This is a genomic window from Leifsonia sp. GW821-FHT13C05 (genome assembly GCF_058806515.1).
On the sequence record NZ_JBXAPT010000002.1, the window covers coordinates 223,562 to 250,426 of the forward strand.

Annotated in this window: 23 protein-coding genes; 14 read left to right on the forward strand and 9 right to left on the reverse strand. The window is 71.0% G+C overall.

Going from position 1 to position 26,865, the window contains the following annotated elements; translation table 11 throughout:
• Positions 1 to 109: 109 nt before the first annotated feature.
• Entirely contained in the window at positions 110 to 1,015 is a 906-nt protein-coding gene (locus AC1ROC_RS07630) for a glycosyltransferase (RefSeq protein ID WP_492999226.1), read from the reverse strand.
• A gap of 74 nt (positions 1,016 to 1,089) precedes the next feature.
• On the opposite strand from AC1ROC_RS07630, the gene AC1ROC_RS07635 reads away from it, so the two are divergent.
• Together AC1ROC_RS07635 and AC1ROC_RS07640 are read left to right on the forward strand one after the other, a co-directional pair.
• Positions 1,090 to 2,031 (forward strand): glycosyltransferase family 2 protein, encoded by a 942-nt coding sequence (locus AC1ROC_RS07635; protein ID WP_492999228.1) that lies wholly within the window; start codon positions 1,090 to 1,092, stop codon positions 2,029 to 2,031.
• A complete protein-coding gene (locus AC1ROC_RS07640) occupies positions 2,028 to 2,756 on the forward strand; it encodes a polysaccharide deacetylase family protein (protein WP_492999229.1) in 729 nt (242 codons plus the stop codon). Before AC1ROC_RS07635 ends, AC1ROC_RS07640 begins: the two co-directional genes overlap by 4 nt.
• Here the strand turns inward: AC1ROC_RS07640 and AC1ROC_RS07645 are convergent.
• Positions 2,746 to 3,792, reverse strand: a complete 1,047-nt coding sequence (locus tag AC1ROC_RS07645; protein ID WP_492999231.1) for a glycosyltransferase — start codon at positions 3,790 to 3,792, stop codon at positions 2,746 to 2,748. The two genes, AC1ROC_RS07640 and AC1ROC_RS07645, sit on opposite strands and share 11 nt — an antisense overlap.
• 149 nt (positions 3,793 to 3,941) lie before the next feature.
• Here AC1ROC_RS07645 and AC1ROC_RS07650 point away from each other — a divergent pair, with 149 nt between their 5' ends.
• Complete coding sequence (locus tag AC1ROC_RS07650; RefSeq protein WP_247597160.1) at positions 3,942 to 5,057, forward strand: glycosyltransferase family 4 protein; 1,116 nt, start codon at positions 3,942 to 3,944, stop codon at positions 5,055 to 5,057.
• On the forward strand, positions 5,054 to 6,403 hold the full coding sequence (locus AC1ROC_RS07655) for an oligosaccharide flippase family protein (protein WP_085369089.1): 1,350 nt from the start codon (positions 5,054 to 5,056) through the stop codon (positions 6,401 to 6,403). Before AC1ROC_RS07650 ends, AC1ROC_RS07655 begins: the two co-directional genes overlap by 4 nt.
• Before the next feature lie 97 nt (positions 6,404 to 6,500).
• On the opposite strand, the gene AC1ROC_RS07660 is transcribed toward AC1ROC_RS07655, so the two are convergent.
• A complete protein-coding gene (locus tag AC1ROC_RS07660; protein ID WP_492999236.1) occupies positions 6,501 to 9,056 on the reverse strand; it encodes a right-handed parallel beta-helix repeat-containing protein in 2,556 nt (851 codons plus the stop codon).
• A 445-nt stretch (positions 9,057 to 9,501) separates the two neighbouring features.
• On the opposite strand from AC1ROC_RS07660, the gene AC1ROC_RS07665 reads away from it, so the two are divergent.
• Both AC1ROC_RS07665 and AC1ROC_RS07670 read left to right on the forward strand, forming a co-directional pair.
• On the forward strand, positions 9,502 to 10,086 hold the full coding sequence (locus AC1ROC_RS07665) for an arsenate reductase/protein-tyrosine-phosphatase family protein (RefSeq protein WP_492999238.1): 585 nt from the start codon (positions 9,502 to 9,504) through the stop codon (positions 10,084 to 10,086).
• Positions 10,087 to 10,176: 90 nt separating this feature from the next.
• Positions 10,177 to 10,599 (forward strand): FAD synthase family protein, encoded by a 423-nt coding sequence (locus AC1ROC_RS07670; protein ID WP_085369092.1) that lies wholly within the window; start codon positions 10,177 to 10,179, stop codon positions 10,597 to 10,599.
• 79 nt (positions 10,600 to 10,678) lie between these two features.
• Here AC1ROC_RS07670 and AC1ROC_RS07675 read toward each other — a convergent pair whose 3' ends face one another.
• From AC1ROC_RS07675 to ypfJ, 3 genes are read right to left on the reverse strand one after another with little or no spacing between them, the layout of a single operon-like run.
• Positions 10,679 to 11,863 carry an amidohydrolase gene (locus tag AC1ROC_RS07675; protein WP_492999241.1) on the reverse strand — a complete coding sequence of 395 codons (1,185 nt, stop codon included), beginning with the start codon at positions 11,861 to 11,863 and terminating at the stop codon, positions 10,679 to 10,681.
• A 5-nt stretch (positions 11,864 to 11,868) separates the two neighbouring features.
• Entirely contained in the window at positions 11,869 to 12,825 is a 957-nt protein-coding gene (pip, locus tag AC1ROC_RS07680) for a prolyl aminopeptidase (protein ID WP_085369094.1), read from the reverse strand.
• A 10-nt stretch (positions 12,826 to 12,835) separates the two neighbouring features.
• The gene (gene ypfJ / locus AC1ROC_RS07685; RefSeq protein WP_492999243.1) at positions 12,836 to 13,726 is read right to left on the reverse strand and encodes a KPN_02809 family neutral zinc metallopeptidase; all 891 of its coding nucleotides are present in this window, start codon (positions 13,724 to 13,726) and stop codon (positions 12,836 to 12,838) included.
• Positions 13,727 to 13,772: 46 nt separating this feature from the next.
• Between ypfJ and AC1ROC_RS07690 the strand changes: the two genes are divergently transcribed.
• Complete coding sequence (locus AC1ROC_RS07690; RefSeq protein ID WP_492999244.1) at positions 13,773 to 14,795, forward strand: malate dehydrogenase; 1,023 nt, start codon at positions 13,773 to 13,775, stop codon at positions 14,793 to 14,795.
• A 30-nt stretch (positions 14,796 to 14,825) separates the two neighbouring features.
• Here AC1ROC_RS07690 and AC1ROC_RS07695 read toward each other — a convergent pair whose 3' ends face one another.
• Positions 14,826 to 16,925: an acyl-CoA dehydrogenase family protein gene (locus AC1ROC_RS07695; protein WP_492999248.1), complete on the reverse strand. Its 2,100-nt coding sequence runs from the start codon at positions 16,923 to 16,925 to the stop codon at positions 14,826 to 14,828.
• A gap of 188 nt (positions 16,926 to 17,113) precedes the next feature.
• Here AC1ROC_RS07695 and AC1ROC_RS07700 point away from each other — a divergent pair, with 188 nt between their 5' ends.
• The 3 genes from AC1ROC_RS07700 to AC1ROC_RS07710 are packed head-to-tail and all read left to right on the forward strand — an operon-like array spanning position 17,114 to position 19,504.
• The gene (locus tag AC1ROC_RS07700) at positions 17,114 to 17,620 is read left to right on the forward strand and encodes an SRPBCC family protein (RefSeq protein WP_492999250.1); all 507 of its coding nucleotides are present in this window, start codon (positions 17,114 to 17,116) and stop codon (positions 17,618 to 17,620) included.
• Positions 17,621 to 17,651: 31 nt separating this feature from the next.
• Entirely contained in the window at positions 17,652 to 18,197 is a 546-nt protein-coding gene (locus tag AC1ROC_RS07705; protein WP_492999252.1) for a helix-turn-helix domain-containing protein, read from the forward strand.
• Entirely contained in the window at positions 18,194 to 19,504 is a 1,311-nt protein-coding gene (locus AC1ROC_RS07710; protein WP_492999254.1) for an MFS transporter, read from the forward strand. The genes AC1ROC_RS07705 and AC1ROC_RS07710 overlap by 4 nt, the downstream gene beginning before the upstream one ends.
• An 84-nt stretch (positions 19,505 to 19,588) precedes the next feature.
• Here AC1ROC_RS07710 and AC1ROC_RS07715 read toward each other — a convergent pair whose 3' ends face one another.
• Positions 19,589 to 20,059, reverse strand: a complete 471-nt coding sequence (locus AC1ROC_RS07715) for a DapH/DapD/GlmU-related protein (RefSeq protein WP_492999256.1) — start codon at positions 20,057 to 20,059, stop codon at positions 19,589 to 19,591.
• 148 nt (positions 20,060 to 20,207) lie between these two features.
• On the opposite strand from AC1ROC_RS07715, the gene AC1ROC_RS07720 reads away from it, so the two are divergent.
• From AC1ROC_RS07720 to AC1ROC_RS07730, 3 genes are all read left to right on the forward strand, one after another.
• Positions 20,208 to 20,777 carry a YdeI/OmpD-associated family protein gene (locus AC1ROC_RS07720; protein ID WP_492999258.1) on the forward strand — a complete coding sequence of 190 codons (570 nt, stop codon included), beginning with the start codon at positions 20,208 to 20,210 and terminating at the stop codon, positions 20,775 to 20,777.
• 270 nt (positions 20,778 to 21,047) lie between these two features.
• The gene (locus AC1ROC_RS07725) at positions 21,048 to 22,070 is read left to right on the forward strand and encodes a lamin tail domain-containing protein (RefSeq protein WP_492999260.1); all 1,023 of its coding nucleotides are present in this window, start codon (positions 21,048 to 21,050) and stop codon (positions 22,068 to 22,070) included.
• Between the two features lie 9 nt (positions 22,071 to 22,079).
• A complete protein-coding gene (locus AC1ROC_RS07730; RefSeq protein ID WP_492999262.1) occupies positions 22,080 to 23,399 on the forward strand; it encodes an esterase-like activity of phytase family protein in 1,320 nt (439 codons plus the stop codon).
• A gap of 105 nt (positions 23,400 to 23,504) precedes the next feature.
• On the opposite strand, the gene recQ is transcribed toward AC1ROC_RS07730, so the two are convergent.
• Positions 23,505 to 25,526: a DNA helicase RecQ gene (gene recQ, locus AC1ROC_RS07735; protein WP_492999264.1), complete on the reverse strand. Its 2,022-nt coding sequence runs from the start codon at positions 25,524 to 25,526 to the stop codon at positions 23,505 to 23,507.
• A gap of 114 nt (positions 25,527 to 25,640) precedes the next feature.
• Here recQ and AC1ROC_RS07740 point away from each other — a divergent pair, with 114 nt between their 5' ends.
• The gene (locus AC1ROC_RS07740) at positions 25,641 to 26,846 is read left to right on the forward strand and encodes a hypothetical protein (RefSeq protein WP_492999266.1); all 1,206 of its coding nucleotides are present in this window, start codon (positions 25,641 to 25,643) and stop codon (positions 26,844 to 26,846) included.
• Positions 26,847 to 26,865: the final 19 nt, after the last annotated feature.

The window sequence follows — 26,865 nt, forward strand, 5'->3', positions numbered from 1 at the left end:
GCACACCACGGGTGGAAAGGATCGCTTCAGCGTCGGGCTGCTGTTGCCCCGCCAGTCTAATCCGAGAAATCCTCATTGAATGCCCCCTTCTTCGGGGGGCGAGTGTTTCTCACTTCTTTCGGGACGCCCGCAACCCGTCCCTGACACCGGTGAACGCCGCCCGGAGCGGAGCGACCGGATGCGCGAACTGGCGCCGCCCGCCCTGGAGCAGCACCTCCCACGCGATCGGCAGGCTCGCCCGCCTCCATCGCCGCACAGTCGCCGCATCCAGATTCCGCGACGCGAACACCAGCCGGTTGCGGATGTTGAAGTAGTAATACCCCTCGGACTTCGCGGCGCCGGCGCTCTCCAGTCCGTCGCCCTGGGTGCCGCCCTCCGCGTGCACGGCAACCGCAGCATCCACCACCCGGACGCTCGCCCCCGCCCTGCGCGCCCGATAGGACAGCTCCACGTCCTCCCAGTACAGGAAGTACCCGTCGCCGAACCCGCCGATGCGATCCCACAGCTCGGCGGACACCATCAGGCAGGCACCGGACAGCCACTGCTCGAGACGCGGATCGTCGGCGACGGCCCGCTTGCGCGTCGCGGTGATCCGCCCGTCACCGAGATCCAGGTCGGACCCGTCGAACCAGACGGACCCGTCCGGCCGCAGGATGCGCGGGGCCAGCAGGGCAAGCGGCTCGGCGGCGACAGCGGCGGCGAGCGTCTCCACCGCATCCCGCGCGATGGTCGCATCCGGGTTCAGCAGCAGGAAACTGCTCGCACCGGCCGCGCGCGCGGCATCGACGCCCGCGTTCATCCCGAGCCCGAAACCGAGGTTGCCCTCCGGCGTGACGATCACCCAGCCGCGCTCGGCGCCGAGAGCGACGACGGCGGCGCGTTCGCCGGCGTCGGAGAAGTTGTCCACTACGACGAAACGCGCCTCCGGCATGGCGTCGGCGAGCGGGACGAGGTTGGCGCGCAGCAGGGACGACGAGCCGTAGTTCACCACGACGACCGCGAGCTGTCCGACCATCCGCGGATGCTATCACGGGGGTGCTGCCCGGCCCGGGGCAGACGAACGCGGCCGACTGTGGATAGGTTGTCCCTGTGCCGAAACTGACGATCGCGGTGCCCACATACCACCGCCCTGACGACCTGCGCGAGCTGCTGCCCGCCCTCGTCGCGCACGGACGCGCTCTCGAAGCGGAGGACGACAGCGATTACACCGTCGAGGTGCTCGCCGTCGACAACGACCCGGAGGGAAGCGGCAGGGCGGCGGCGTCCGCGGTGGAGGGCGTGCGGTACGTCGTCGAGCCGCACCCCGGGATCGCCGCCGTGCGCAACCGGGCCATCGACGAGGCGTCCGGGTCGCGGCTGCTGGCGTTCATCGACGACGACGAGCGGCCGCATCCCGGGTGGCTGACCCAGCTGGTGCGGGTTTGGGAGGCGTCGGAGGCCGCCGCCGTGGCCGGCAGGGTGGTCGCGGCGTTCGAGCGACCGCTCGACCCGTGGCTGAAGGCCGGCGACTTCTTCACCCGGCGTTCGCTGCCGACGGGGACGGACATCGACGTCGCCGCGGCGGGCAACCTGCTGCTCGACCTCGATCAGGTGCGCAGCAGCGGAGTGCGGTTCGCCGTCGATCTCGGTCTGAGCGGCGGAGAGGACACCCTGTTCAGCCGCCAGCTGCACCACGCCGGGTTCCGGATGGTGTGGTGCAACGAGTCCGTGATCACCGACCTCGTCCCTCCCGCTCGGCAGAACAGGCGGTGGGTGCTGCGGCGCGCGTGGAGTCACGGCAACTCGGCGGCCGTGGTGCGCCTGCGGCTCGCCGACGGTGCCGGCGGGATGCTCGCCGCGCGCCTGTGGGCGGTCGCGGGCGGCGCGGCCAGGGTCGTCGGCGGGGTGCTGAGGGTCGCGCTCGGGATCGTGACGGGCTCCCTGCGGCATCAGGCCCGCGGTTCGCGGGCGGCATACCGGGGACTCGGGATGATCTGGGGAGCGTTCGGCGGCGTCTACCAGGAGTACGCGCGCACGGAGGCCGCGGCATGAGCGCGCTGCACAGGCTGCGCAACGGCGGCGTCACGGCCGTGCGCCGCGTCGGCGCGCCGGTCGGCTCCGTGATGCGGGTGCGGACGGACGCACCGCTCGTCGCGCTCACCTTCGACGACGGGCCGGTCGACGGCGACACGCAGAAGGTGCTCGCCGCGCTCGGCGACGCCGGAGCGACGGCCACGTTCTTCGTGCTGCTCACCCGCGTCCGCCGCGCGCCCGCGCTGTTGCGCGACGTGGTGGCCGCCGGTCACGAGATCGCCCTCCACGGCCCGGACCACCGGCGCCTCACCACCCTCCCGCCGGACAGCATCCGCTCCAGGATGCGCGACAGCCGCTCCGAGCTCGAAGACGCGGCGGGCGTCCCCGTGCGCTGGTTCCGCCCGCCGTACGGCGCGCAGAACATGCGCATCTGGCGGGCGACCAGGGCCGCCGGGATGACCCCCGTGCTGTGGGGGCCGACGCTCGCCGACTGGCGCACGACATCGACCGAGGAACGGCTGCGGCTCGCCGTGCAGGGTGAGCGCGGCGCGATCATCCTCGGGCACGACGGGTTCGCCGACGCGGTCGACGGGGTCGACGACGGGCCGGCGCCCGAGCTCGACAAGGGGCGACTGGTGTCGGCCGTCGCCGCGGGTTACGCGGACAAGGGGCTGAGCCTGCGGTCACTCGGTGAGGTCGCAGCGAGCGGCGGGCTCGTGCGCGAGGCCCGCTTCACGCACTGACCGAGCGTCGCCTCGCCGCCCTGCTGCCCGCCAGGGCGATCGCCTGACGGTAGGCGTCCGCGTGCTGCTCGCCCGCCTTCGCCCAGTCGCGCGCGCTCAGGTCCGGTCTGCCCGCCGGCGGCGTCTCCGCGACATCCGCGATGGCGGCGGCCAGCGCATCCGGAGTCAGCGCCCCGGTGTACCGGTGCACCCACGCCTGGCCGACCTCCTCGGCGAGCGCCGCCGTCGTCGGGTTGTCCGGCACGAGGATCGGGCGGTCGAGCGACAGCGCCGTGAGGGCGCCTCCGGAGTTGTGCATCTCGCGGTACGGCAGAGCGATCAGCGCCGCCCGCGAGACCAGCTCGACGATCTCGGCGTCGTGCAGGAATGCCAGGGTGACGTCGACGCGGCGGTCGCGCTCCGCGCGCTCGAGGACGGAGGTGGCGAGTTCGTCGCTCGACGGCTTGCCTGCGACCTCGAGCCGGAGGTCGTCCCCCGGCACGGCGGCGAACACATCCAGCAGCTCTTCGACGCCCTTGTAGCGGCGGATCAGCCCGAAGTAGCCGACCCGTCCCTGCTGCGGGGAGCTCTTCGCATATGCGGCGAACCAGTCTCGATAGTGGCCGTGCAGGATGGTCGCGTACTCGACGCCCGGCGCGAACTCGGTGGTCGGGTTCAGCCGGATGCGCAGGGTGGTCCTGTCGTCGAACCAGCGCAGCAGGGCGTGCTCGCGGCGGGAGATGCCGGTGGGCAGGTGGAGGTTGTGGGTGGTCCGGACGATGGGCGTCTTCATGAGGGCGAGCTTCCACATCAGCAGCACGAACAGCGCCTGCCGGACGAGCGCTTTCGGCTTGCTCTGGCCGGCGACGAGGATCTCCGGCCAGTGGGCGTGGAACACGTCGTACCGGCCGAGCAGCGCCTTCTTCCAGGAGAACGTGCGCAGTTCCAGGTCGGGGGTCGAGCGCAGACTGTCGCGCAGCATGATGATGTACGGGTTCGTGGTCGGCCGCGGGTCGGGGAACGACTGCTGCACGACGATTCGCTCTGCGGCTGTCATGGTGCCACCCACAATAGGCCCACCGGGATGCGCCCCCCACAAGCAGGGGACATTTGATGAGAAATGCTCGTTATTGATCCGGATTCGTCCTAAGCTCGTTCGACAGAGCCAGCGAACCGACCCTCGCCGGCCGAAGGACGTTCGACGAGATGGCCACCGCAACCAGCCTGCAGCACCCCCGTGTGCGGCTCTACGACCAAGTGCGCAGCGTGCACCTGGAGCGGGCGCGCGAGCTGGAGCCTGCGGCGATCGTCTTCCGCAGCAAACGCTACGACTTCGACGAAGACCTCACGGACGGCCTCGAGCTCGCCCAGGCCGGCACCATCGCCGCAGCGCGCCTCGCTCTCACCAGCAGGATCACCCACCTCGAGATCAACGAGCCGCTCTACCTGGATGCGCTGCCCCGCACCGCCGTCACCCTCTTCGCCATCGGCCTCCGCCGCATCGTCGGCGGCCGCCGCGTGACCGTCGCGACGTACGCCATCGAGAACCTCGACCCGTTCGCGACCACCCCTCCGCGCTTCAAGACCCGCGTGCGCCGCGGCATCGAGCGCCTCCTGGCCGAGTACGTCTGGCGCAGGGTCGACAACGCGGTGTTCGGAACGGCAGGGGCGCACGGGCTGTACGCGCAGTCGTTCCGCACCCAGCCGCGGCGCCACTCCACCGTCGAGGCGCTGCCGAGCCCGTGCCCCTGCGTCGACGACGCGGACACCGCGAACGGCGACAGGAACAGCGTCGTCTTCCTCGGCAACTTCGGAGCGCGCAAAGGCTTCAGCGACGTACTCGCCGCCTGGCCGCTCGTCCGGGAGAGCAGGCCGGATGCGCGGCTCACCCTCCTCGGCACCGGCAGCCAGCTCGACGACGCCCGCGCCGCAGCAGCCGCGGACCCGACGATCACCCTCCACGTCGACCCTCCCCGCTCCGAGATCCACGCGCACCTCCGCACCGCGCACGCCCTGGTGCTCCCGTCGCGCAGGATGCCCGGCTGGCGCGAACAGGTCGGCCTGCCCATCGTCGAAGCGCTCGCGCACGGCTGCGAGATCGTGACGACCGACGAGACCGGCATCGCGGACTGGCTGCGCGAGAAGCGGCACAGGGTGCTCCCGTCCGACGCGAGCGCCGCGCGCATCGCCGGGGCGATCGCCGCCGCCGTCGACGCCGATCGTGCCAAGGCCGACATCCTCGCCACACTGCCCGCCGTCGACGGGCGGATCGCGGCGGGACGCCTGCTGTTCGACGACCCCGCGCATCCGGTGGCCCGATGAGCCACGCGAGGGCTGCAGGCACCGGGATGCTCAAGTCGGTCGGATCGACGGCCGTCATGAAGGTGCTCGTGATGGGCGTCTCCGGCATCATCGGCATCGTCAACAGCCGCCTCATCATCCAGAACTTCGGCACCGACGCGTACGCCCAATACGGGCTGCTCGCCGCGCTCCCCGCCCTGCTGCCGTTCGCGGACCTCGGCATCGCCGCCGTCGCGATCAACGCGGTCGCCGGCTCCTCCGACCCGCGCAGCGACCCCGTGGTGCGGCGAACGCTGACGACGGCGTTCCGCATCCTGTTGCTGTCCGGCGCCACGATCATCGGGATCGGCATCGTCATCTCACTGCTCGGCTGGTGGCCGCTGCTGCTCGGCCAGGGACTGCTCCCGGACGGCGGCAGTCTTGCGGCGATGCTCTGCCTCGGCACGTTCGGGCTGGTGCTTCCGCTGAGCGTCGGTTCGCGCATCCTGGTCGGGCTGGGCAAGACGAGCACCCAGGTGGCGAGTCAGGCCGTGGTCGCGCCCGCGATGTTCCTCGGCATCGCGACGCTGGTGGCGCTGTCAGCGCCCGCGGGGAGCTTCATCGCGATCCTCTCCTACATCGCCAACGGGCTGGCGTCGCTGATCTGCCTGCTGGTGGCGGCCAGGATGATCAAGCCACAGGTCGGAGCCGCGCTGCGCGAGGTGCCGTTCCCCCGCCGCTACCCCGGCGTGCCTGCCATCGGCGTCGCCTGGCCGATGCTCGTGCAGATGGTGGCGCTGCCGATCGCGATGCAGACGGACCGGCTGCTGCTCAGCCACCTGACCACCGGGACAGAACTCGCGCAGTACAACCTCGCCTCCCAGCTGTTCGGCCTCGCCGTGCAGACGATCGCCGCGGCCGGCGTCGCGCTCTGGCCGATCTACGCGCGCGCCCGCTCGGAGCGCAGGGTCGAGTCCCCGCTCAAGCCGACGATCTGGTTCCTCGCGGGCGGCCTCGCCATCGGGCTGGCCCTCGCCGTGCTCGCGCCCTGGCTGACGAAGTTCATCGCGGGCGACGCGCTCACGCTCGACCCGTGGCTGATCGGCGGCTTCGTCGTGTTCGTCGCGCTGCAGGCAGCCAAGTACCCGGTCGGGATGTACATGACCGACCAGCGCGGCCTCACCTTCCAGGTCTGGCCGATCCTCGCGAGCATCCCGCTGAACCTCGGCCTCTCCTGGTGGCTGATCGGCGTGATCGGCGCCGGAGGGCCGATCGTCGGCTCCGCGGTCAGCGTGCTGCTGTGCCAGGTGATCCCGAACCTCTGGTTCGTGTCCCGCGATCTGCGCCGCCGTCGCGCAGAGCTGGCCGACGTGCCCGCCCCGGTCTGAGCCGCCCCCGACGACAGCGAGCCCAGGGTTCCCACCTGACGACGGTGTCGTGAGGCGAAGAACCCTGGGCTCGAGTGCTGCGGGGTGGAGCCCCGGGCTACCAGGCCCCGAGGTGGACGCTTCCTGCAGGCTTGCCCGCCAGGGAGGCCAGCGCGGCCGGGATACCGGTCGGCACGCTGGTGAGCGCCGCGGCGATGCCGGTGAGCTGGGTGGGTGCCGCGGACGCCGCACCCTCCTGGAGCACACTGTGCGCATCCTGACCGGTCGCCGCGGTGAAGGCGGAGAAGGTCGGGTAGATCGCCGGGTCACCGGCCCCACGGGACCAGATCACTGCCCACGACGGCGCGTTGGCCGACGGGCGGCGGTACAGGTTGTGGTCCGCCGTGATCTTCATCTGGGCCGCAGAGAACTGGTGCGAGTAGTCCTCGACGCAGAGCAGGCAGTTGCCCGAGCCACCGGAGATCACGTTGTTGCTGATCGAGATCGGGCCGGTGATCCAGGTCATCGTCGGGTCGGGGAAGGCCTGACGCTGGTCGTGACCGGCGTCGGACGCGTTCGCCCCGCGGCGCGAGTCCTGGGTGATGTCCAGGTTGCGCACATTGTTCGAGATGGTGTTGTTCCAGACCTGCGCGTTGCTCACGTCGTTCAGCTTGATGCCGGACTTCTGGTTGCCGGACACCACGTTGTCGACGAGGTTGGCCGTGGCCGAGATCTCGATGACGATGCCGTTTCCGACGTTGTTGAGCGAGTCGTTGCCCGCGACGGTCATCCCGTACACCGACTCGTCGAACCACAGGCCGTGGCTGGCGTTGTTGAGGAACGCGCTCGACCGGACGTCGACCCCGCGTGACCGGGTGATCTTCACGCCGCCGCTGACGGGCGATGTATTGAAGTGCTCGCTGTTGTCGTTGGCTGCGAGCACACCGGTCAGCTTGAGGTTGTCCGAGTTGTTCGCGTGGATGCCGAGCAGGCCGTTGCGGGCCGCCGTCACCTGCCGGAACGTGTTGCCGGAACCGCCGACCGACACACCGGTGGTGGCGTTGTCGAGGAACGAGACGTTCTCGAACGTCGCGCCGCCCTTGTAGTCGGTGACCGTGCCCATGTCAGGGACGGACGGGGCGTAGCGGCGCACGCCGACACCCTTCAGGGTAAAGCCGGTGCTGCCGACCGAGATGGCCTTCTGCAGGTCGCTCGCGCGGACCTCCTTGCCGGTCGGGTCGGACCCCATCACGAGTGCCTTGGCTCCCGTGTCGTAGAAGAACGTGCCCGGCTTGACGGCGGCGCGGCTGGAGACCTGCGTCTGCGCGACCCCGCCGACGAACAGCTGGTCGGGATGCGCGGCCATCGGGTATGCGGGGTTCAGCCACTGCCAGCCCGCTGCCGTGCCGTCGGATGCTCCGCGGTCGTACGTGGGGCTCGCGTCGAAGACGTGGTTCCAGCCGGAGGCGACCCAGGTCGTCCCGGACTTCGCCCAGCCGCCGACCACGGAGCTGCCATCGAACCAGGCGGCTTCCTTCGGGTACGACTGCACGGTGATGGCCTTGCCGGAGGGGACGTTCACCGACTCGTGATAGGTGCCACCGCGGAGCACGATGGTCGCGCCGGACGGTGCCACGTCGAGCGCGCGCTGCACCGTGCGGAACGGAGCAGCGACGGTGCCCGCCGCGGAGTCGGAGCCGGAGGGCGAGACGACGACCGCGTTGGCCGGCACGGCGTACGCCGTGCTTCCGATGGCCGCGGCGCCTGCCGCGACGCGCATCCCGGTGGTGTCGATCGACGGGTCGCCTGACGGCGCCGGCTGCGTGGGCTGGGTCGGCTGCGTGGGCGTCGTCGGGGGAACCGGCTTCGCCGGGGTGGTCGGAGCCGGGGCCGGAGTGGTCGGCGCCGGGGCGGGCGTCGTGGTCGGCGGCTTCGTCGGGGCGGGAGCCGGGGTCGTCGTGGTGACGGGGACCAGGGTGCTCGCGCTCAGGTTGTCGAAGGCGACGTTCTGGGCGGCGGTGGAACCGGACAGGTACGACCAGGCCGCGATGCTGCCCGCGCGCTGGATGCGCTGAGCGCTGCTGTCGGATGCGGTGGCCTGCCAGTTGGGCTTGGCCGCGCCGTTCTGCCAGGCACGTGCCGAGAGAGCGACCGGGTTGGTGCCCGTCGCCTGGAACTCGAGCTGAACGCTGGCGCCGGGCTTCAGGCCGGTGGCGACACGCACCTCGGGTGCGACCGTCGTCTGGTTGGCGGTGGAACCGTTGACGCGCACGATCGTGAGCGTGAGGTTCCCTCCGGCGCCGACGCGCACGTTGGCCTGGTAGTACGACCCTGCTGCGAGGCGCAGCTGCAGACCGGCGTACACGCCGTTGCCGCTGGTCGGGATGCGCGGCACGTCGATCGTGGTCGACGCCGTCACATCGTTGGCGCTGACCGCGGGAAGCGCGGCGGTGAGAGACGAACCCGGGCGGGGGAGCGCCATGACGCCCGTCTTCCCGTCGGCGGAGAACGACTTGCTGCTGCTGAGGGAGTAGCTGCCGCCGACCTGGGCTGCACCCCAGCCGTTCGGCTGGGTGCGGTCGAGGGAGTCGGCGACGATGCGCTGACCGACCTGGTAGCTCAGTGGAGCTGCGGTCGCTGCAAGCGCGGGCAGCCCGAAGGCCGCAACAGCCACGACGGTAGCGCCGGCGGCGATCCCGTATCCGAGTCTGCGGTTCTTTTTGGGGGTTTCATTACGGTGGGCAGGCTGACGAATCATCAATACGTCTGTCCAAACTTTCGTCGTTGTGGGGATGGAACAGTAGGTGAGACCAACGACTACTGAAATGCTGCTGAGCACGCTAGCAGACGGGATACGCCCGCGCGAAACATAAATCAATAAGCGTACCGCGTGTCTCACGATTGCTCTCACCATCGGCGACCCCCCATTCGGGTGGCGCGATCCGCGAGATAGCGCGCCATTCAGATTGGCCAACAAACGTTTTCTTGAGGAAAACACAGGGGTGAAGCGCTCTCACAGACCCACTTAGAGGGCCACCGCTCTCAGGGGATTGCCAGCCTGAAGGCCCCTGCGTCGCGTGGTAAGCGCATCCATCGCGGCGGTCCGCGAGAATGGTGGGGTGCCAGCACCGACCTTCCGCATCCTGACGCTCTGCACGGGGAACATCTGCCGGTCCCCCGCCGCCGATCTGCTCCTCGCGCACGCCCTCGCCGGCGACGAGCGCTTCGACGTCAGCTCGGCCGGCACGCACGCGATGACCGGATGGGGCATCTCCTCCCCGATGGACGAACTCCTCGCCGAGCGGGGCATCGAGAGCGACCAGTTCGTCTCCCGGCAGGCGGATCGCGCGCTGCTCTCCTCCGCCGACCTCATCCTCACGGCCACCCGCGAACACCGCGAGTGGGCGGTGGGTGCCGCGCCGGGCGCGGTGCGGAGGGCCTTCACGCTGACGGAGTTCGCGGATGCCGCCGACGCGCATCCCGAGCCTGCTGCGGTCACCGCGCGGGAACTGACGGCGTGGGCGGCATCGCACCGGCCGAGCGCCGCCGTCGCGAACCGCGGGGCGGCGACCAGGCGCGGGTATGTGGAGGGGGACATCCTCGACCCGTACGGGCGCGGGCGGTCGGCGTATGTGGCATCGCTCGGACAGATCGAACCGCTCACCGGGAGGATCGCGCGGGTGCTGCTGAGCACGCATCACTAGCTCGACGGAGCGAGTTTCGCGGATGGGGTGACAAATTCTCACTTATTCGACAGAATAGGTGAGGAAACCTCAACCCGGAAGGCGAAGCCCGTGACCCGACGCGTCGGCTATGCAGCAGGGGCGTTCGATCTGTTCCACATCGGACACCTCAACATCCTCAAGCACGCCAAGAGCCAGTGCGACTACCTGATCGCCGGCGTCGTGTCCGACGAGATGCTGCGGCAGGTCAAAGGCATCGACCCTGTCATTCCGCTCGCCGAGCGGCTCGAGATCGTGCGGAACATCGGCTTCGTCGACGAGGCGGTCGCCGAGACGGTGCCGGACAAGCTCGACACCTGGCGCGAACTGCAGTTCGACGTGTTCTTCAAGGGCGACGACTGGCGCGGCACGGAGAAGGGCCTGCGCCTCGAACGCGAGTTCGCCGCCGTCGGCGTCGAGGTCGTCTACTTCCCGTACACGATGACCACGTCGTCCACCACGCTCCGCCGAGCCCTCGCGGTCCTCGCCGGCTGACCCCGAAACAATCGAGTCCGAACTTATTCACGCGACACGCCGAGGCGGGGCGTGAACAAGTTCGGACTCGATTTTTGGGTCAGGCGGGGAGCTCCTGGCCCGCGACGAGGACGAGCGCGCGGGGCGGCGCGGCGACGAGCGCCTCCGGCACGTTCTGGGCGTCGAGAAGCACGACGTCGGCGACCGAGCCGACCGTGAGGTCGTGGGTGGCCCTGCCGACGAACGACGCGGCGTCGCTCGTGGCGACGCGCACCGCATCCACCAGGTCGTCGTCGCGGCGGAAGCCGGACAGCTGCGCCAGCCTGGCCGCCAGCCGCAGCAGGTCGCCGTCCCCGTACGGTCCCCACAGATCCCGGATGCCGTCGGTGCCGAGCCCGACGGGCACGCCGGCCGCGCGCAGCTCGGCGAGCGGCAGGCGGGGCGCGTTGATCGGGGCGACCGTGGTGATGGACACGCCGGTCTCGCGCATCCCGTCGATGAGCGCCCGCCGCCGCGCCTCCGGCAGCTCGCCGATGGCGAAGCCGTGCGCCACGTTCACCCGCCCGGCGAGTCCGGTCGCGCGCGTGCGCTCGATGATGAGCTCGTACTGGAACGCGCCGAGCTCGCCGCCGTCGTGCAGGTGGATGTCGATGCCGACGCCGCGCCGGTCTGCGATGTCGAACAGCGCGTCCAGCTGACCGACGGGGTCGCGGTCGATGGATGCCGGGTCGAGGCCGCCGATGTGCTCCGCGCCCTCCGCAGCGGCACGGTCGAGCAGGTCGAGCACACCCGGCCTGCGCAGCACGCCGTCCTGCGGGAACGCCACGATCTCCAGCGCCACCGGCACGCCGAGCGCCGCGACAGCCTCCCGCACCACCCGGATGCCGTCCAGCCCGACCCCGAGGTCAACGTCGACGTGCGAGCGGAACGCCGTCGTTCCCTGCTCCACCAGCGCGCGCAGCAGCGCCAGCGTGCTCTCGCCGCTCGGGATGCCCAGCTCGCCCCGGTGCGCCCGCTCGTGCTCGATGCGCCCCTGCGTGGTGGCCTCGCCGCCGTACGACACCCACGGCTTGCCCCACCAGCTCTTGTCGAGGTGGGCGTGCGCGTTCACCAGTCCGGGCAGGGCCAGCAGCCCGTCGCCCTCGATGAACCGGGTGCCCGGGTCGCCGGACACGGCCTCCGCCGTCGGGTTGTGCCGCTCGACGGCGACGATCACGCCGTCGGCGATCCGGAGGTCGGACGCCTCCCCACCCCATGGCCGCACATTGCGCAGAACGGTCTGCATCGCACTCACCCGGCGAACCGGTCGGTGGCCTCGATCAGCGCATCCAGGATGCCCGGCTCGTCGAAGGCGTGACCCGCATCCGGGATCATGCGGAAGTCGGCCTCCGGCCACGCACGGTGCAGATCCCACGCCGTCATCGCCGGGGTGCACACGTCGTACCGGCCCTGCACGATCACGGCCGGGATGTCCGCGAGCAGGTGGGCGTTCCTGATCAGCTGCTCCTCCTCGAACCAGCCGCCGTTCATGAAGTAGTGGTTCTCGATGCGCGCGAACGCCACGGCGTACTGCTGCTCGGTGAAGCTCTCCACCACATCCGGCCGGGGAAGCAGGGTGATCGTCGACGACTCCCACCGCGACCACGCGACACCCGCCGGGATGTGCACGGCAGGGTCCGGATCGTTGAGCAGCCTGCTGTACGCCCGGATGAGCCTCCCGCGCTCGGCGACGGGCACGGGCTCCACGAAGCCCTCCCACAGGTCCGGGAACAGCGCGGCCGCCCCTCCCTCGTAGAACCAGTCGAGCTCGGCGGGACGCAGCGTGAAGATGCCGCGCAGCACCAGCTCGGTCACCCGGTCGGTGTGCGTCTCGGCGTACGCGAGCGCGAGCGTGCTCCCCCACGAACCGCCGAACACCATCCAGCGTTCCACGCCGAGGTGCTCGCGCAGCTTCTCGATGTCGGCCACGAGATGCCAGGTGGTGTTCGCACTGAGGTCGGCCTCCGGCTCGCTGGCGTGCGGCAAGCTTTTGCCGCAGCCCCGCTGGTCGAACAGCACGATCCGGTACTTCTCCGGGTCGAACGCGCGCCGCTGGTTCGGGTTCGTGCCTCCGCCCGGGCCGCCGTGCAGGAACACCACCGGCTTGCCGTCCGGGTTTCCGCTCGTCTCCCAGTAGAGCTGCTGGCCGTCGCCCACGTCGAGCAGGCCGGAGTCGTATGGCTCGATTTCGGGGTAGAAAGTGCGCATACGCCCGAGGCTACAGCGAGCCCGCCCGCACCGAGAACGTGTCGCAGGACGCCGCGCCGTTCTGGAACCCGGTGGAGAACCAGCGCTGCCGCTGCTCGGACGATCCGTGCGTCCAGGTGTCCGGCTGGATGTCGCCAGTGGATGCGCGCTGGATGCGGTCGTCTCCGACGGCGGAGGCCGCGCTGAGCGCATCCTGGATCTGGGCCTCGGTGATCGGCTGCAGGAAGGGCACGCCGTTCTCGTCCTTCGTGGTCGACGCCGCGCCCGCCCACGCCCCGGCGAAGCAGTCGGCCTGCAGCTCCAGCCGCACGCTGTCGGAGGCCGCGCCGCTGGAACGGCTGGGGTGCGCATCCATGATCCCGCCGATGTTCTGGATGTGGTGACCCCACTCGTGCGCCACCACGTACATCTCGGCGAGCGGGCCGCCGCTCGACCCGAAGCGGGTGCGCAGCTCGTCGTAGAACGCGGTGTCGACGTAGACGGTCTGGTCGGTCGGGCAGTAGAACGGGCCGGTCGCGCTCGACGCAGCGCCGCATCCCGTGCCGGTCTGGCCGGTGAAGAGCACGAACTGCGGGGAGGTGTACGAGCCGCCGAGCGCGGGCATCTCGGTGGTCCAGAACGCCTCGATGGATGCGGCGGCCCCCTTCATCCTGCAGTCGATCCGCGCGTTGGCGTCCGCGCCGGTCTGGCAGTCGGTGAGCTCCTCCCCCGTGCCGATCTGCTGCGTCTGGCTCTGCGACGCCCCGCCGTCGACGAACCCGGTGAGGTCGACGCCGAGAAGCTGCGAGAGCAGCAGGATGGCGACGGCGCCGAGCCCGACGCCACCGGCCGCGATCCCGGCCGTGCGCCCGCGCCGCTTGGTCTTTCCACCGCTGATGTCGGCGTTCGGGTTGAAGGTCATGCCCGCCACGGTAGTACGGGTTGGTGGCCCGTCATAGGCTGGCGGCATGAGCACCGCGAGCCCCGAGAACACCGCAGACGCCACCACCGGCCTAGCCCCCGTCACCGTCACGGTCACCGGGGCGGGAGGGCAGATCGGCTACGCCCTCCTGTTCCGCATCGCGTCCGGGCAGCTGCTCGGGCCGGACGTGCCCGTGCGCCTGCGGCTGCTGGAGATCCCGCAGGGCCGCGCCGCCGCGGAGGGCACGGCGCTCGAACTGCAGGACGGCGCGTTCCCGCTCGTGCACGACCTCAGCGTCACCGAGGACGCCACCGCCGCGTTCGACGGCGTCAACATCGCGCTGCTGGTCGGCGCGCGCCCGCGCGGCCCCGGCATGGAACGCGCGGACCTGCTCGAGGCGAACGGCGCCATCTTCGGTCCGCAGGGCGCCGCGATCAACGCGGGTGCAGCATCCAACGTCCGCGTGCTGGTGGTCGGCAACCCGGCGAACACGAACGCGCTGATCGCCGGCGCCCATGCCCCGGACGTGCCGGCGGACCGGTTCACGGCGATGACCAGACTCGACCACAACCGCGCGGTCGCCCAGCTCGCGGTGAAGCTCGGCGTTCCGGTGTCGGCGATCGACGGCGTGATCGTGTGGGGCAACCACTCGGCCAGCCAGTATCCGGACATCAGCCACGCCACCGTGAACGGCCGCCCGGTGACCGACCTGGTCGACGAGGGCTGGCTGGCGGACGAGTTCATCCCCCGGGTCGCGAAGCGCGGGGCGGAGATCATCGCGGTGCGCGGATCGTCGAGCGCCGCCTCCGCGGCGAGCGCCGCCATCGACCACGTGCGCGACTGGGTCGACGGCACAGGCTCACGGTGGACGTCGGCCGGCGTCGTCTCGGACGGCTCGTACGGTGTGGAGGCCGGCCTGATCTCGTCGTTCCCCGTCCGCTCGGAGGGCGGCGCGTGGCGAATCGTCGACGGCCTCGACATCGACGCGTTCTCCCGCGCCCGCATCGACGCCTCGGTCGCCGAGCTCCGCGAGGAGCGCGACGCCGTTCGCGCCCTCGGGCTGCTGTAGGCCGGCAGCCGCGCTCCTCGCTCCCGGCCGTTAGCGCTTGGGCGACTTCTCCGGGGTGGGGGCCGTGCCGGAGGCGCGCTGGTCCGCGTAGTAGGCGCGGGCCTCCGCCTGGCGCTCCGCCTCTGCGCCGGTCGCGATCTTCGCACGGATGTGCTCCGGCCCGTAACCGAACGCATCCACCAGGTCGACGGCGTGCGGGCGGAGGCGGGTGAGCAGCCGGTCGATGTACGCCGTGACCGCCTGCGCGCGCTGCGGAGACAGACGACCGTGGATGAGGTACCAGGCCAGGTGCTTCTCGATCAGCCCGAAGCCGAACAGGTCGCGCAGCCAGGTCAGGACCTGGCGGGTCCCCGCATCCGGAGCCTGGTCGAGGGCGTCGGTGAACGCCTCCCATTGCAGGAGTTCCGCGTGGGCGCGGGCCGCCTCGATGAGCTCGTTCTGCTGTGAGTTGAACAGGTCGGCCGCCGCCTTCTTGCCCAGCTTGGATGCCGGACGCAGCTTGCCGGCGACGTCGGCGATCATCGTCGCGACCCTGTCGGTGAGCAGTTCGCGCTGGGTGGCGGGCTCCTGCAGCCAGTTGACGGCGCGGGCGGTCGATCCGAAGTCCTTGACCGTCTGCGCGACCGACCGCAGGCCGGAGCCGTGGTAGGCCTTGCCCGCCGCCTGCGTGACGACGTAGCGGGCGAGCGCGCCGGTGTCCGCCTTGGCGAACTTGCGCGAGAAGTCCGTGAGCAGACGCTTGGCGACGAGCTGCAGCAGCACGTTGTTGTCGCCCTCGAAGGTCACGTAGATGTCGAGGTCCTGGCGCAGGGAGGTGAGCCGGTTCTCGGTGAGGAAGCCGGAGCCCCCGCACGCCTCCCGCGCCTCCTGCAGCGTGTCGAGCGCGTGCCAGGTGGACAGCGGCTTGAGGGCCGCCGCGATGGTCTCGAGGTCCTGGCGGTCGGTGTCGCTGTCCGCGCGCCCGCTGAACACGTCGTCGAACTTGTGCAGGAACACCTCGTGCGCGAACCCGGCCGCGTATGTGGTCGCGAGCAGCGGCAGCAGGCGGCGCTGGTGGCGCTGGTAGTCGAGGATGACCTCTTCATCCGTGTCGCTTCCCGCGGTGAACTGGCGGCGCTCGTTGCCGTAGGTGATCGCGATCTTCAGCGCGACCTTCGCGGCGTTGACAGCGGAGCCGTCGAGCGAGACGCGACCCTGCACGAGCGTCCCGAGCATGGTGAAGAAGCGGCGGCCCGGGCTGCTGATCGGCGACGAGTACGTCCCGTCCTCCGCCACGTCGCCGTACTTGTTGAGCAGGTCGGTGCGCGGGACGCGGACGCCGGTGAAGTGCAGGCGGCCGTTGTCGATGCCGTTCAGACCGCCCTTGAGGCCGTCGTCCTCCCCGCCGACACCGGGCAGGAACGCGCCGTCCGCATCCCGGATCGGCACGTAGAAGGCGTGGACGCCGTGGTTGACGCCCTTGGTGATGAGCTGCGCGAACACGACGGCCGCGATGCCGTCCTTCGCCGCATTGCCCAGGTAGTCCTTCCACGCCCCGCGGAAGGGGGTGTCGATGACGAACTCCTGGGTCTCCTCGTCGTAGGTGGCCGTGGTGGCGACGCTGGCGACGTCGGAGCCGTGCCCGGTCTCCGTCATCGCGAACGCGCCAGGCACATCCAGCGACATGATCCCCGGCAGGTACTTCTCGTGGTGCTGGGCGGTGCCGAGCTGCAGCACGGCGGCGCCGAACAGCCCCCACTGCACGCCGGACTTGATCTGCAGAGACGGGTCGGCGACCACCAGCTCCTCGAAGCCGGCGATGTTGCCGCCATTGTCGTCCCCGCCCCCGACGCTCTTCGGGAACGCGCGGTGCACCTGGCCGTTCTCGACCAGCAGCTTCAGCTGCTCGAAGGTGCGGGCGCGCTGGTCGTTGAGGCTGAGCCCCTCGACCTTCTGCATCTCCGGACGGCCGGACAGCTCGCGGGACGCCAGCCGGATCTCGGCCCAGTCGCCGAGCAGCTGACGCCCGAGCGCCTCGACGTCGACACGCGCGGACGGATCGCCGGGCGGAGTGGTTGCCGATCGGGGGTCCGCCACCGGGGCGGTCGGCTTCTTCGCGGACGGAGTCGTGCGCTCGGCGGTATCGACCATCAGGGTTCCTCTTCGCTCTCGTGCGGGATATCGTCACGCTACGACGAGCATCCCCGTTCGCGAAGTCGTCGGTGCGCGGCCTACAAACCGCAGCCGGATGCGCCGCGACTGGTTTGCGGAATGCTCCAATCGCGGGGGTGCCGATTGTGCCTCTGTCCACAACAATGCATGGAAAGCGACGGAATGCCATGGGCGAGCACAGCGATGCGACGGGTGCGCAGAGCGACGCGACGGGCGAGCACAGCGCGCGCGTGACGAAGACCGTCGCGGCGGACCGGCCGCTGGTCTGGGAGGCGTTCACTTCCGCGGACGCCCTGGCCTCGTGGTTCTGGCCGCCCCGCTTCGCCACGACGGCGACGATGGATGCGCGCGAGGGCGGCGCGTGGAGCATCCGGTCGGCGCCGACGGCGATGGGCGCATCCGGGACGGTGCTGCGGGCGGTGGAGCCGGAGCGGCTGGAGCTGACCTGGCGCTGGGACGGGGAGGCGGAGGAGACGCGCGTGGCGGTGACGCTGGTGGAGGTGGTGCCGGCGGCGGGCGAGGGCGGCACGGCGGATGGCGCGGCGGGTGCCACGACGATCACCGTCGTGCACGACGGCTTCGCGTCGGAGGAGGCGGCAGCCGACCACGTGGAGGGGTGGAGCGACTGCCTGGACAGGCTAGCGGCGCGACTCGACTCCCAAAGAACTGTTTGACAGTTGCTGCGCGAGTGGCCAGACTGGCAGGGTGACCGACCAGAACACCCAGACGCACCCGTCTGCGCCGCGCGAGCTGCGCGACCTGCGCGTTCTCGCGCATCCACTGCGGCTGCGGCTGCTCTCGCTCCTCGGCGGCGCCGCCCTCAGCGCGGCGGAGGCCGCCCGCGAGCTCGGCGACACCCAGGCGAACGTGAGCTACCACCTCCGGCGGCTGCACGACGCCGGGCTCGTCGACGTGGTGGAGGAGGTCGCGATCCGCGGCGGCAAGGCCAAGCGCTACCGCCACGATCCCACCAGCGGCGAGCGCCTCGGGATGGCCGGAGCCCCCGAACTGTTCCTCGCCATGAGCGCGGAGCTCGCCCGCCGTGCCGTGCTGCAGGCGCCGGACACGCGCTCCACCTTCACCGACGCGGAGTTCTCGATCGACGACGCCGCGTACCGCAAGGTGGAGGCGCTGGTGCGGGAGGCGGGCATCGTCCTGGCCGACGCCGCCCAGCCCAGCGGCACCGCCGGAACCCACCGGGTGGCGGCGACGCTGGCGCTATTCGAGCTGGCGCAGGGAGACGCGCAGTGAGCCGCGAGTCATACGCCGACGTCCTCCGCATCCCGGGCGCCGCCGCGCTGTTCGGCTCCGCGCTGGTCGGGCGGCTCGCGTTCGCGACCGTCTCGCTGTCGCTGCTGCTCAGCGTGCAGGCGTCGACGGGAACCTTCGCCGCCGCAGGCGCCGCCACGGGCGCGTTCGGCGTGACCAACGTGATCGCCTCCCCCACCCGCGCGCGGGCCGTCGACCGGTTCGGGCCCACCAGGGCGCTGCTGGTGATGGGGGTGCTGTTCTCCGCATCCCTTGTCGCCACCGCGTTCGGCTGCCTGGCCGACGCCCCGGCCGCGCTGCTGATCGTCCTCGCGGCAGTCGCCGGTGTGTTCGCGCCGCCGCTCGGGTCGACCATGCGTGTGATGTGGGCGTCCATCGCCCCGGATGCGCGCATCCTGCCCCGCGCGTACAGCCTGGATGCGGTGGCGGAGGAGCTGCTGTTCACCACCGGCCCCCTGCTGGTCGGGCTGCTCGTGTTCGTCGCCGGGCCGGTGACGGCGCTCTTCACGACGGCCGGTGTGGCGTTCGCGGGGACCGCGCTGTTCTGCCTGCACAGGCACGTGCGCGCGAAGGGCGCGGCGACGACGACCGCGCACGCGCACGAACGCCCGCTGCGGCAGCGCGGCTTCCCGACGGTGCTGGTCGCGCTGACAGGGGTTGGCCTGGTGATCGGCACGGTCGAGACGGCCGTGCCCGCGTTCACCGCCGAACGGTCGATGGCGGCGGCGTCCGGCATCCTGCTCGCCCTGCTGGCGGCGGGGAGCGCGGTCGGCGGGCTGGTCTACGGCCACCGCGCCTGGAAGCCTGCGCTGGCGATCCGGCTCACCGTGCTGAGCATCGCGTTCGTCGCGGTCAGCGCCATCGCCGCCCTCGCGCCCGACCAGATCACGCTCGGCGTCATCCTGTTCGGCCTCGGCCTGTTCCTCGCTCCGACGGTCATCACGGCGTACCTGCTCGCCGACGCGCTCACCGCCGAACACGTGCGCACCGAGGCGACCACCTGGACCAACACCGCCGTGAACTTCGGCGTCGCGGTGGGGGCGGCGGTGGCGGGCGTGCTCGTCGACCACGCGGGCACGACCACCGCCTTCGCGGTCGGCGCGGCGGTCGCGGGCGTGCTGGTGCTCGCCGCCGGCTCGCGCACGCGCGCGCTCGGCGAGGCGAGTGCGCCGGCCGCGGGCGGCGCGGGCGGCGCGGCCGCGGGCGGCGGCCCCACCCTCCCCGAGGAGGACGGCACCACCCCCACGGCCGCCTCCGCCCCCGGCGACCTGCCCGCATCCCGCGACTGACACCCCCAGACAGACGAAATACCAGCAACTGTCGCGAAACGCGCGGGATGCGCGACAGTTACTGGTATCTCGTGGGGTGGGGCGCTACGCCGCGCGGCGGGTGGCGTCCCTCCGAGCGTGCTGCACCGCGGGGCGCACGGGCGCCGACAGGGCGGCGCGGGCTGCGGCGGAGCCGCGGAGCTCGATCACCGTGCCGGCCTCCACCTGCGCGTCGCGGTCGATGCGCGCTCCGTTGCCGACCATGACGGCCTGGCCCAGCTTGGCGTTGCTGCCGATGCGCACACCGCTGCCGATCACGCATCCGGCTCCGACGTGGACGTTCGCGCCCACGAAGGTGCGGTCGCCGACCGTCGCACCGGTGTCGATCCAGCTGCCGGCGCCGACGTATGCGTCGAGTCCGACGCGGGCGTCCTTCTCGACGTATGCGGTCGCGTCGATGAACGCCGACTCCGCCACACGCGCGGTGGGCGCGACGAGGCCACGCCCGTTGACGTGCCTCTTGTACTTGATTACGGCGCCGGTCTCATCCTCGAGCTCTTCGATCATTCGTGCCATCGCGTCTCCCTTCGAGATCGTCGCTTCAGTCCACATTCTGATAACACGAGACGGCCAGGAAAGATTCCCTGATCGTCCCGCAGAACCGGGACAGTACACCGTCGCTTTCGTTACAGCCACCCCGTACTTTTCCGGGCAGTATTCAGGTATGGCCGAACACAGCATCCTGTACCTCCCCGACGCGGCAGCCTGGCGGGACTGGCTGCAGCAGAACCACGACACGGAAGCGGGCGTCCGGCTCGCCATCGCGAAGAAGAACTCCGGCCACACGAGCCCCACCTACGCGGAGGCGGTCGACGGCGCCCTCTGCTTCGGCTGGATAGACGGCCGCAGGAACAGCCTCGACGACACCCACTTCCTGCAGACCTTCACCCCGCGCGGCCGCCGCAGCATCTGGTCGCAGCGCAACCGCGAACTCGTCGCGGCGCTCATCGAATCCGGCGCGATGACCGAGCACGGGATGCGCGAGATCGAGCGCGCGCAGGCCGACGGCCGCTGGGATGCGGCCTACCAGCGCCAGTCGGACAAGACGGTGCCCGACGACCTCGCCGCCGCCCTCGCCGCCAACCCGGAGGCCGCGTCCTTCTTCGAGACCATCAGCGGCCAGAACCGCTTCGCGATCATCTTCCGCGTGTCCACGGCCAAACGCGCGGACACCCGCGCCCGCCGCATCGCCACCTTCGTCGACCAGCTCGCCCGCCACGAGACGCTGTACTGAGGGCGGGACGGGCTCGCCTGCATCGACGCCACCCGAGCCCGCGGATGTGAAGAACCTCAGACTCGATGGATGCGCGTCATCCGCCGTTCGCGAGCCGTTCATCCCGTGTTCCCGCAGCGTCACGAAGCTGCGAGTGTTCGCATCCACGTCGGAGCGGCGCGCGAGCTGCACCCGGGCGCGCCGCATCCATCCGGTGAGCCGCGCCAGCCGCGGTCGCCTCGCGGTCGCCGTCGATGCGCGCTCCCCCGTCGTCGCAGAAGGAGAACACGCTTGCGCACTCACTGGCGAGGAACGATGGCGGCCCTGGTGGCCGCAGCGTTCGCCACAGCTCCCCTGGTCGCGGTCGCGGCCCCCGCATCCGCAGCCCCCGCGCCATCGCCGGTGGTCATCAACGAGGTCGAGTCGAGCGGCGGAACGCCGGGCGACTGGGTCGAGCTGATGAACACGGGCACCACCACCGTCGACGTCACCGGCTGGTCGCTGCTCGACAACGACGACACCCACACGGCCGTTCCGCTTCCGGCAGGGTCGACCATCGCCGCCGGCGGTTTCCTCAGCGTCGACGAATCCCTGCTCGGCTTCGGCCTCGGCGGCGCGGACTCCGCCCGTCTGTACGACGCATCCCACACACTGGTCGACTCGTACAGCTGGACAGCGCACGCGACCACCACCTACGGCCGTTGCCCGGACGGTTCCGGCGCGTTCACCACCACCACCTCGCCGACCAAGGCCGCCGCCAACGACTGCAGCGTCCCCGTCGCCATCAACGAGGTCGAGTCGAACGGCGACGCCACCGACTGGATCGAACTCATCAACAACGGCTCCGCACCGGTCGACCTGTCCGGGTACATCCTGCGCGACAACAAGGACAGCGACGCCTTCCCGATCCCCGCCGGCACCGTCGTCGCGGCGGGCGGCTACTACACGGCCGACGTGGATGCGGCGTTCGGACTGGGAGGGGCGGACTCCGCGCGCCTCTTCGCACCGGACGGCACGACCCTGGTCGACTCGTACGAATGGACGGCGCACGCCGCCACCACCTACGGGCGCTGCCCCAACGGCACCGGCGCGTTCGCCACGACGGCTGCTTCCACGAAGAACGCGCCGAACGCGTGCGAGGGCGATGTGCAGCTCACCCCGTGGCCGGGCGGATCGACGATCGCGACCGCCGACGACGCCACCGTGCTCGGCGGCAACATGAGCGGCCTCTACTACCAGGCGTCCGGAACCAGCGCGCCGGGCGTGCTGTGGGCCGTGAAGAACGGGCCGGGCACCCTGTACCGCCTGCTCTAGAACGGCACGGTGTGGACACCGGACACGGCCAACGGCTGGGCAGCGGGCAAGGCGCTGCATTACGCCGACGGCACGGGCGACCCGGACTCGGAGGGCGTCACCATCACCGGCACGGGTCCGGATGGGGGCATCTTCGTCTCGACCGAGCGCAACAACGCCAACAACGGCGTGAGCCGCCCGGCCATCCTCCGCTTCGACCCGGCGCAGCCCGGCACGAGCCTCACCGCGACGGCCGACTGGAACCTCACCGCCGACCTTCCGGCGGTCGGCCCGAACCTGGGCCTCGAGGCGGTCACCTGGATCCCGGATGCGTACCTCACGGCCAACGGGTTCGCCGACCAGCACACCGGAGCGGCTTACGACCCTGCGTCGTACCCCGGACACGGCGACGGCCTGTTCTTCACCGGCCTCGAAGCGAACGGCTCCATCTACGCGTACGCGCTCGACCAGTCCGGCACAGGATTCACCAGGGTCGCGACCATCGTGAGCGGGATGCCCGGCGTGATGGAACTGCAGTTCGACCAGGAGACGCAGAAGCTGTGGGCGGTCTGCGACGACACCTGCGACGGGCAGCACGAGACGCTGACGATCGCATCCACGGGTGCGGACGCGGGCCACTTCACGGTCGACACCACGTACGCCCGGCCGACCGGGATGCCCAACTTCAACAACGAGGGCTTCGCGATCGCCCCGCAGGCGGAGTGCGTCGACGGCCACAAGCCGGTGATCTGGTCGGACGACACGAACGACGACGGCCACGCGCTGCGCGCCGGCACCATCGCGTGCACGGTGGTGACGGAGCCGGGCGGACCCGGTGAGCCGGGCGGACCCGGTGAGCCGGGCGGTCCCGGTGAGCCGGGCACCACACCCGCGACCGTGACGCTGTCGTCCGGGACGGTGGCGGTCGGCGGCGCGCTGAGCCTCACGGCCTCCGGGTTCACGGCGGGCGAGACGGTCGAGGTGTGGCTGCACTCGACGCCGGTGAAGCTGGCGACGCTCACGGCATCGGGAACCGGCGCGATCTCGGCGACCGTGAGCATCCCCAGCGGGACGCCAGCGGGCGCGCACACGATCGTGGTGACAGGCCTGACCTCGGGCGTCACGGGCTCGATGGCCATCACGGTAACGGCAGCCGCCGCCCCGGGAGGCACGGACCCGGGCACCACTCCACCCGGCACGACCCCGGCGGTCACCTCCCCGGCCGACAACACCCCTGCCGGACTCGCCGCGACAGGTTCGTCGGTCACGGTCCCGCTGCTCGCGGCCCTCGCCGCCGCGCTGCTCGGAACCGTCCTGCTCCTGCTCCGGATGCGCCGCCCTGCCCGCTGACCGGCGTTCAGCCGGACATGTCCCGCGACACGCCGCCGCGTCCTCCGTTCCGACGGAGAACGCGGCGGAGGTGGCGCGGGACGTCCGCTTTTACGAAGGCGCCGCCTACGCCGACGCCACCACTTCCAGCAGGGCCTCGCCGTAGGCCTCGCGCTTCTTGGCGCCGATGCCGGTGATGCCGTCGAGGTCGCCGAGAGTGGCGGGCTTCGCGGAGGCGACGGCGCGGAGGGTGGCGTCGCCGAAGACGATGTATGCGGGGACGCCTTGCGATCTGGCCGCCTCTGCCCGCCAGGCGCGGAGGGCTTCGAACAGGGGGTGGTCTGCCGGTTCGAGGTCGGCGGCCGCCGTTGCGGAGCGGGCGGCGCGGGCCGGGCGCTCCGGGCGGTCCGGTTCGCGGCGCAGCACGACCGGGCGGTCCCCGGCGAGGACGGCGGCGCTCTGCGGTGTGATCGCGAGCACGCCGTATTCGCCTTCCGGCTTCAGCAGCTCCTGGGCGATGAGCTGCCGCACGACGCCGCGCCACTGGCTCTCGCTGAGGTCGGCGCCGATGCTCCAGGTGGCGAGCGCGTCGTGGCCGTGCTGCTCGACGCGCGGGGTGCGCTTGCCGCGCAGGATGTCGACGAGGTGGCCCGCGCCGAACTGCTGGTTGCGTTCGCGCTTCAGACGCACCACGGTCGACAGCAGCTTCTGGGCGGGGACGGTGCCGTCCCAGCTCTCCGGCGGGGTGAGGCAGGTGTCGCAGTTGCCGCACGGCTCCGCGCGCTGACCGAAGTAGTTCAGGAGGTTGACGCGGCGGCACTGCACGGTCTCGCAGAGGGCGAGCATCGCATCCAGGTGCTGCGTCATGCGGCGGCGGTGGGCGAGGTCGCCGGGCGAGTCGTCGATCATGCGCCGCTGCTGCACCACGTCTTGCAGGCCGTAGGCGAGCCAGGCGGTGGACGGCACGCCGTCGCGGCCGGCGCGCCCGGTCTCCTGGTAGTAGCCCTCGACCGACTTGGGCAGGTCGATGTGGGCGACGAACCGCACATCGGGTTTGTCGATGCCCATGCCGAACGCGATGGTGGCGACCACGATCACGCCCTCCTCGCGGAGGAACCTGGCCTGCGTCTGGGCGCGCACCCGCGCATCCAGTCCCGCGTGATACGGGAGGGCGTTCAGGCCGCGCGCGCTGAGGAACTCGGCCGTGCGCTCCACCGTGTTGCGCGACAGGCCGTAGACGATGCCGGCGTCGTTCGGGTGCTCCGTGGTGATGAAGTCGAGCAGCTGCTTGCGCACCTCCACCTTGGGAACGATGCGGTACTGGATGTTCGGACGGTCGAAGTCCGCGACGAACTGCGCCGCCTTCTGCATGCCGAGGCGCTCGGTGATCTCGCGGTGGGTCGCCTCGGTGGCCGTGGCGGTGAGGGCGATGCGCGGCACCTCCGGCCAGCGCTCCCCCAGCTCGGACAGCGCCAGGTAGTCCGGACGGAAGTCGTGGCCCCACTGGGAGACACAGTGCGCCTCGTCGATGGCGAAGAGTGCGATCTTGCCGCCGGAGAGGAACCGCTTTGTCGCCTCGGAGGACAGCCGCTCCGGCGCGACGTAGAGCACATCCAGCTCGCCGGAGAGGTAGGCGTTCTCGACCCTGGACCGCTCGGCGGAATCTTGGGTGGAGTTGAGGAAGGCGGCGCGCACGCCGACGGCGGTCAGCGCATCCACCTGGTCTTGCATGAGCGCGATCAGCGGCGAGATGACGACGCCTGTGCCCTCGCGCACGAGCGACGGGATCTGGTAGCAGAGGCTCTTGCCTCCACCCGTCGGCATGAGCACGACGGCGTCGCCGCCGCCGACGAGCTGGTCGATGATCTCGGCCTGCTCCCCACGGAACGAGTCGTAGCCGAACACCGTGTGCAGCGCCTCGGCCGGACTCGCGAACTTGGCCGTGGATGCGCGGACCTCCCGCCGAGGATCCGCCACGCGCGCCGACGCAGTCGCGGCCCCCGCCGCCGCACCACCGAACTCCACCGCACCACCGAACTCCACCGCACCGCCGAGGTACGCGTCGTCAGGCGGGAACGCCTCCTCCGGATACTCCGGTGGCGCGTCGCGCTCGTCCGGCTCCCAGGGGTGTTCCGCGTTCCAACTCATCCCCTGATCGTAACGAGCGGGACCGACGAAAACCTGGCCGTCGCGGATCTGTGGAAAACACCCCGGTTTTGATAGCTTGTGGAAGCTCGACCACGGGGGAAACCAAGGGGGACCATGACCGACGACGCCGCGCACCCGACCGCGCACGCGGACGCGCACCCGACCGCGCCGACCACCAGCCCCCGCGAACGCCGGCGCGCCCGGCCCTGGATCGTCGCCACCGCCGCCATCCTGCTCGGAGCCGGTGTCGTCTCCGGCGCGGCGTACGGCTGGTCCGTGTTCGCCCAGGCCAGGTTCACCGTGGCGAACCAGCAGTCCGTGCAGGTCGCCCACGCGCTCACCGACGTGTCCGACCAGCGCGGCGCCGCCATCGACAAGGCGAAGGTCACCACCAGCGCCGTCGACAGCTTCGTCGCGCAGCCCCACACAGGGTACGTCAGCGCCGCGGCACTGGATGCGCTGAAGAAGGCGGACAACGACCTCCACTCCGCGAGCAACGACCTCACCTACGCGCCGGAGGAGGTCACACCGGTGCCGTCCCGTCCGTCCGACCTCTGGCCACTGACCGTCATCCGGGAACTGCTGCTCATCCGGACATCGACCGACGGCGAAGTCGCTCTCCTCAAATCCCGGGCGGCGGAGCTCGCGGCGATGAAGACCGCGCAGAAGGAGGTCGGCACCGCCGGCACGGCCGTCTACGGCCAGGTCAAGGCGCGCGCTGAAGCCACCATGAAGGCGGCCGTCGACGCCACGTACGAGAGCAGGATCGGCCTCACGCACGCGCTGGCCGGAGCATCCGGTTCGGTCAGCTTCTCCGGGATGGGACTGCCCGCGATCATCAGTGCGTCCGACGCCGTCGCAGCGTCGGAGGCAGCGGGCCAGGCGGCGAAGCAGGACCCGGCATACCCCGCACACGCGGCGATCGAGGCGTATGCGCGGAGCATCGCGCACGGCGTCAACCTGGACTTCCAGTGGCACCAGGTGGTCGGCGGCTACGGCACCGGCTGGTATTCGGGCACCACCATGTATCACGAGGGGGACGGCGGCTGGGCGACCATCGACCTCAACTTCGACACCGTCGACGGCTGGTCGCGGGGCGACGTGGATGCGAAAGCACTCATCACGCACGAGGTGGGCCACTCGCAGGTGGTGCGCCCGGAGTGCCGCACGCTCTTCACCGGGCCGGTGTTCAACTCGGACGACGAGATGTGGGCGACCGCGTGGGCGATCAGCATGGGCTTCGACGACGACGGCTCCGGCATCCAGGCGTACGGGCGGCCGAGCGACCAGCAGATCGCGACCGCCGGGCAGTGCCGCTGACCGCAACAGCGGTACCATC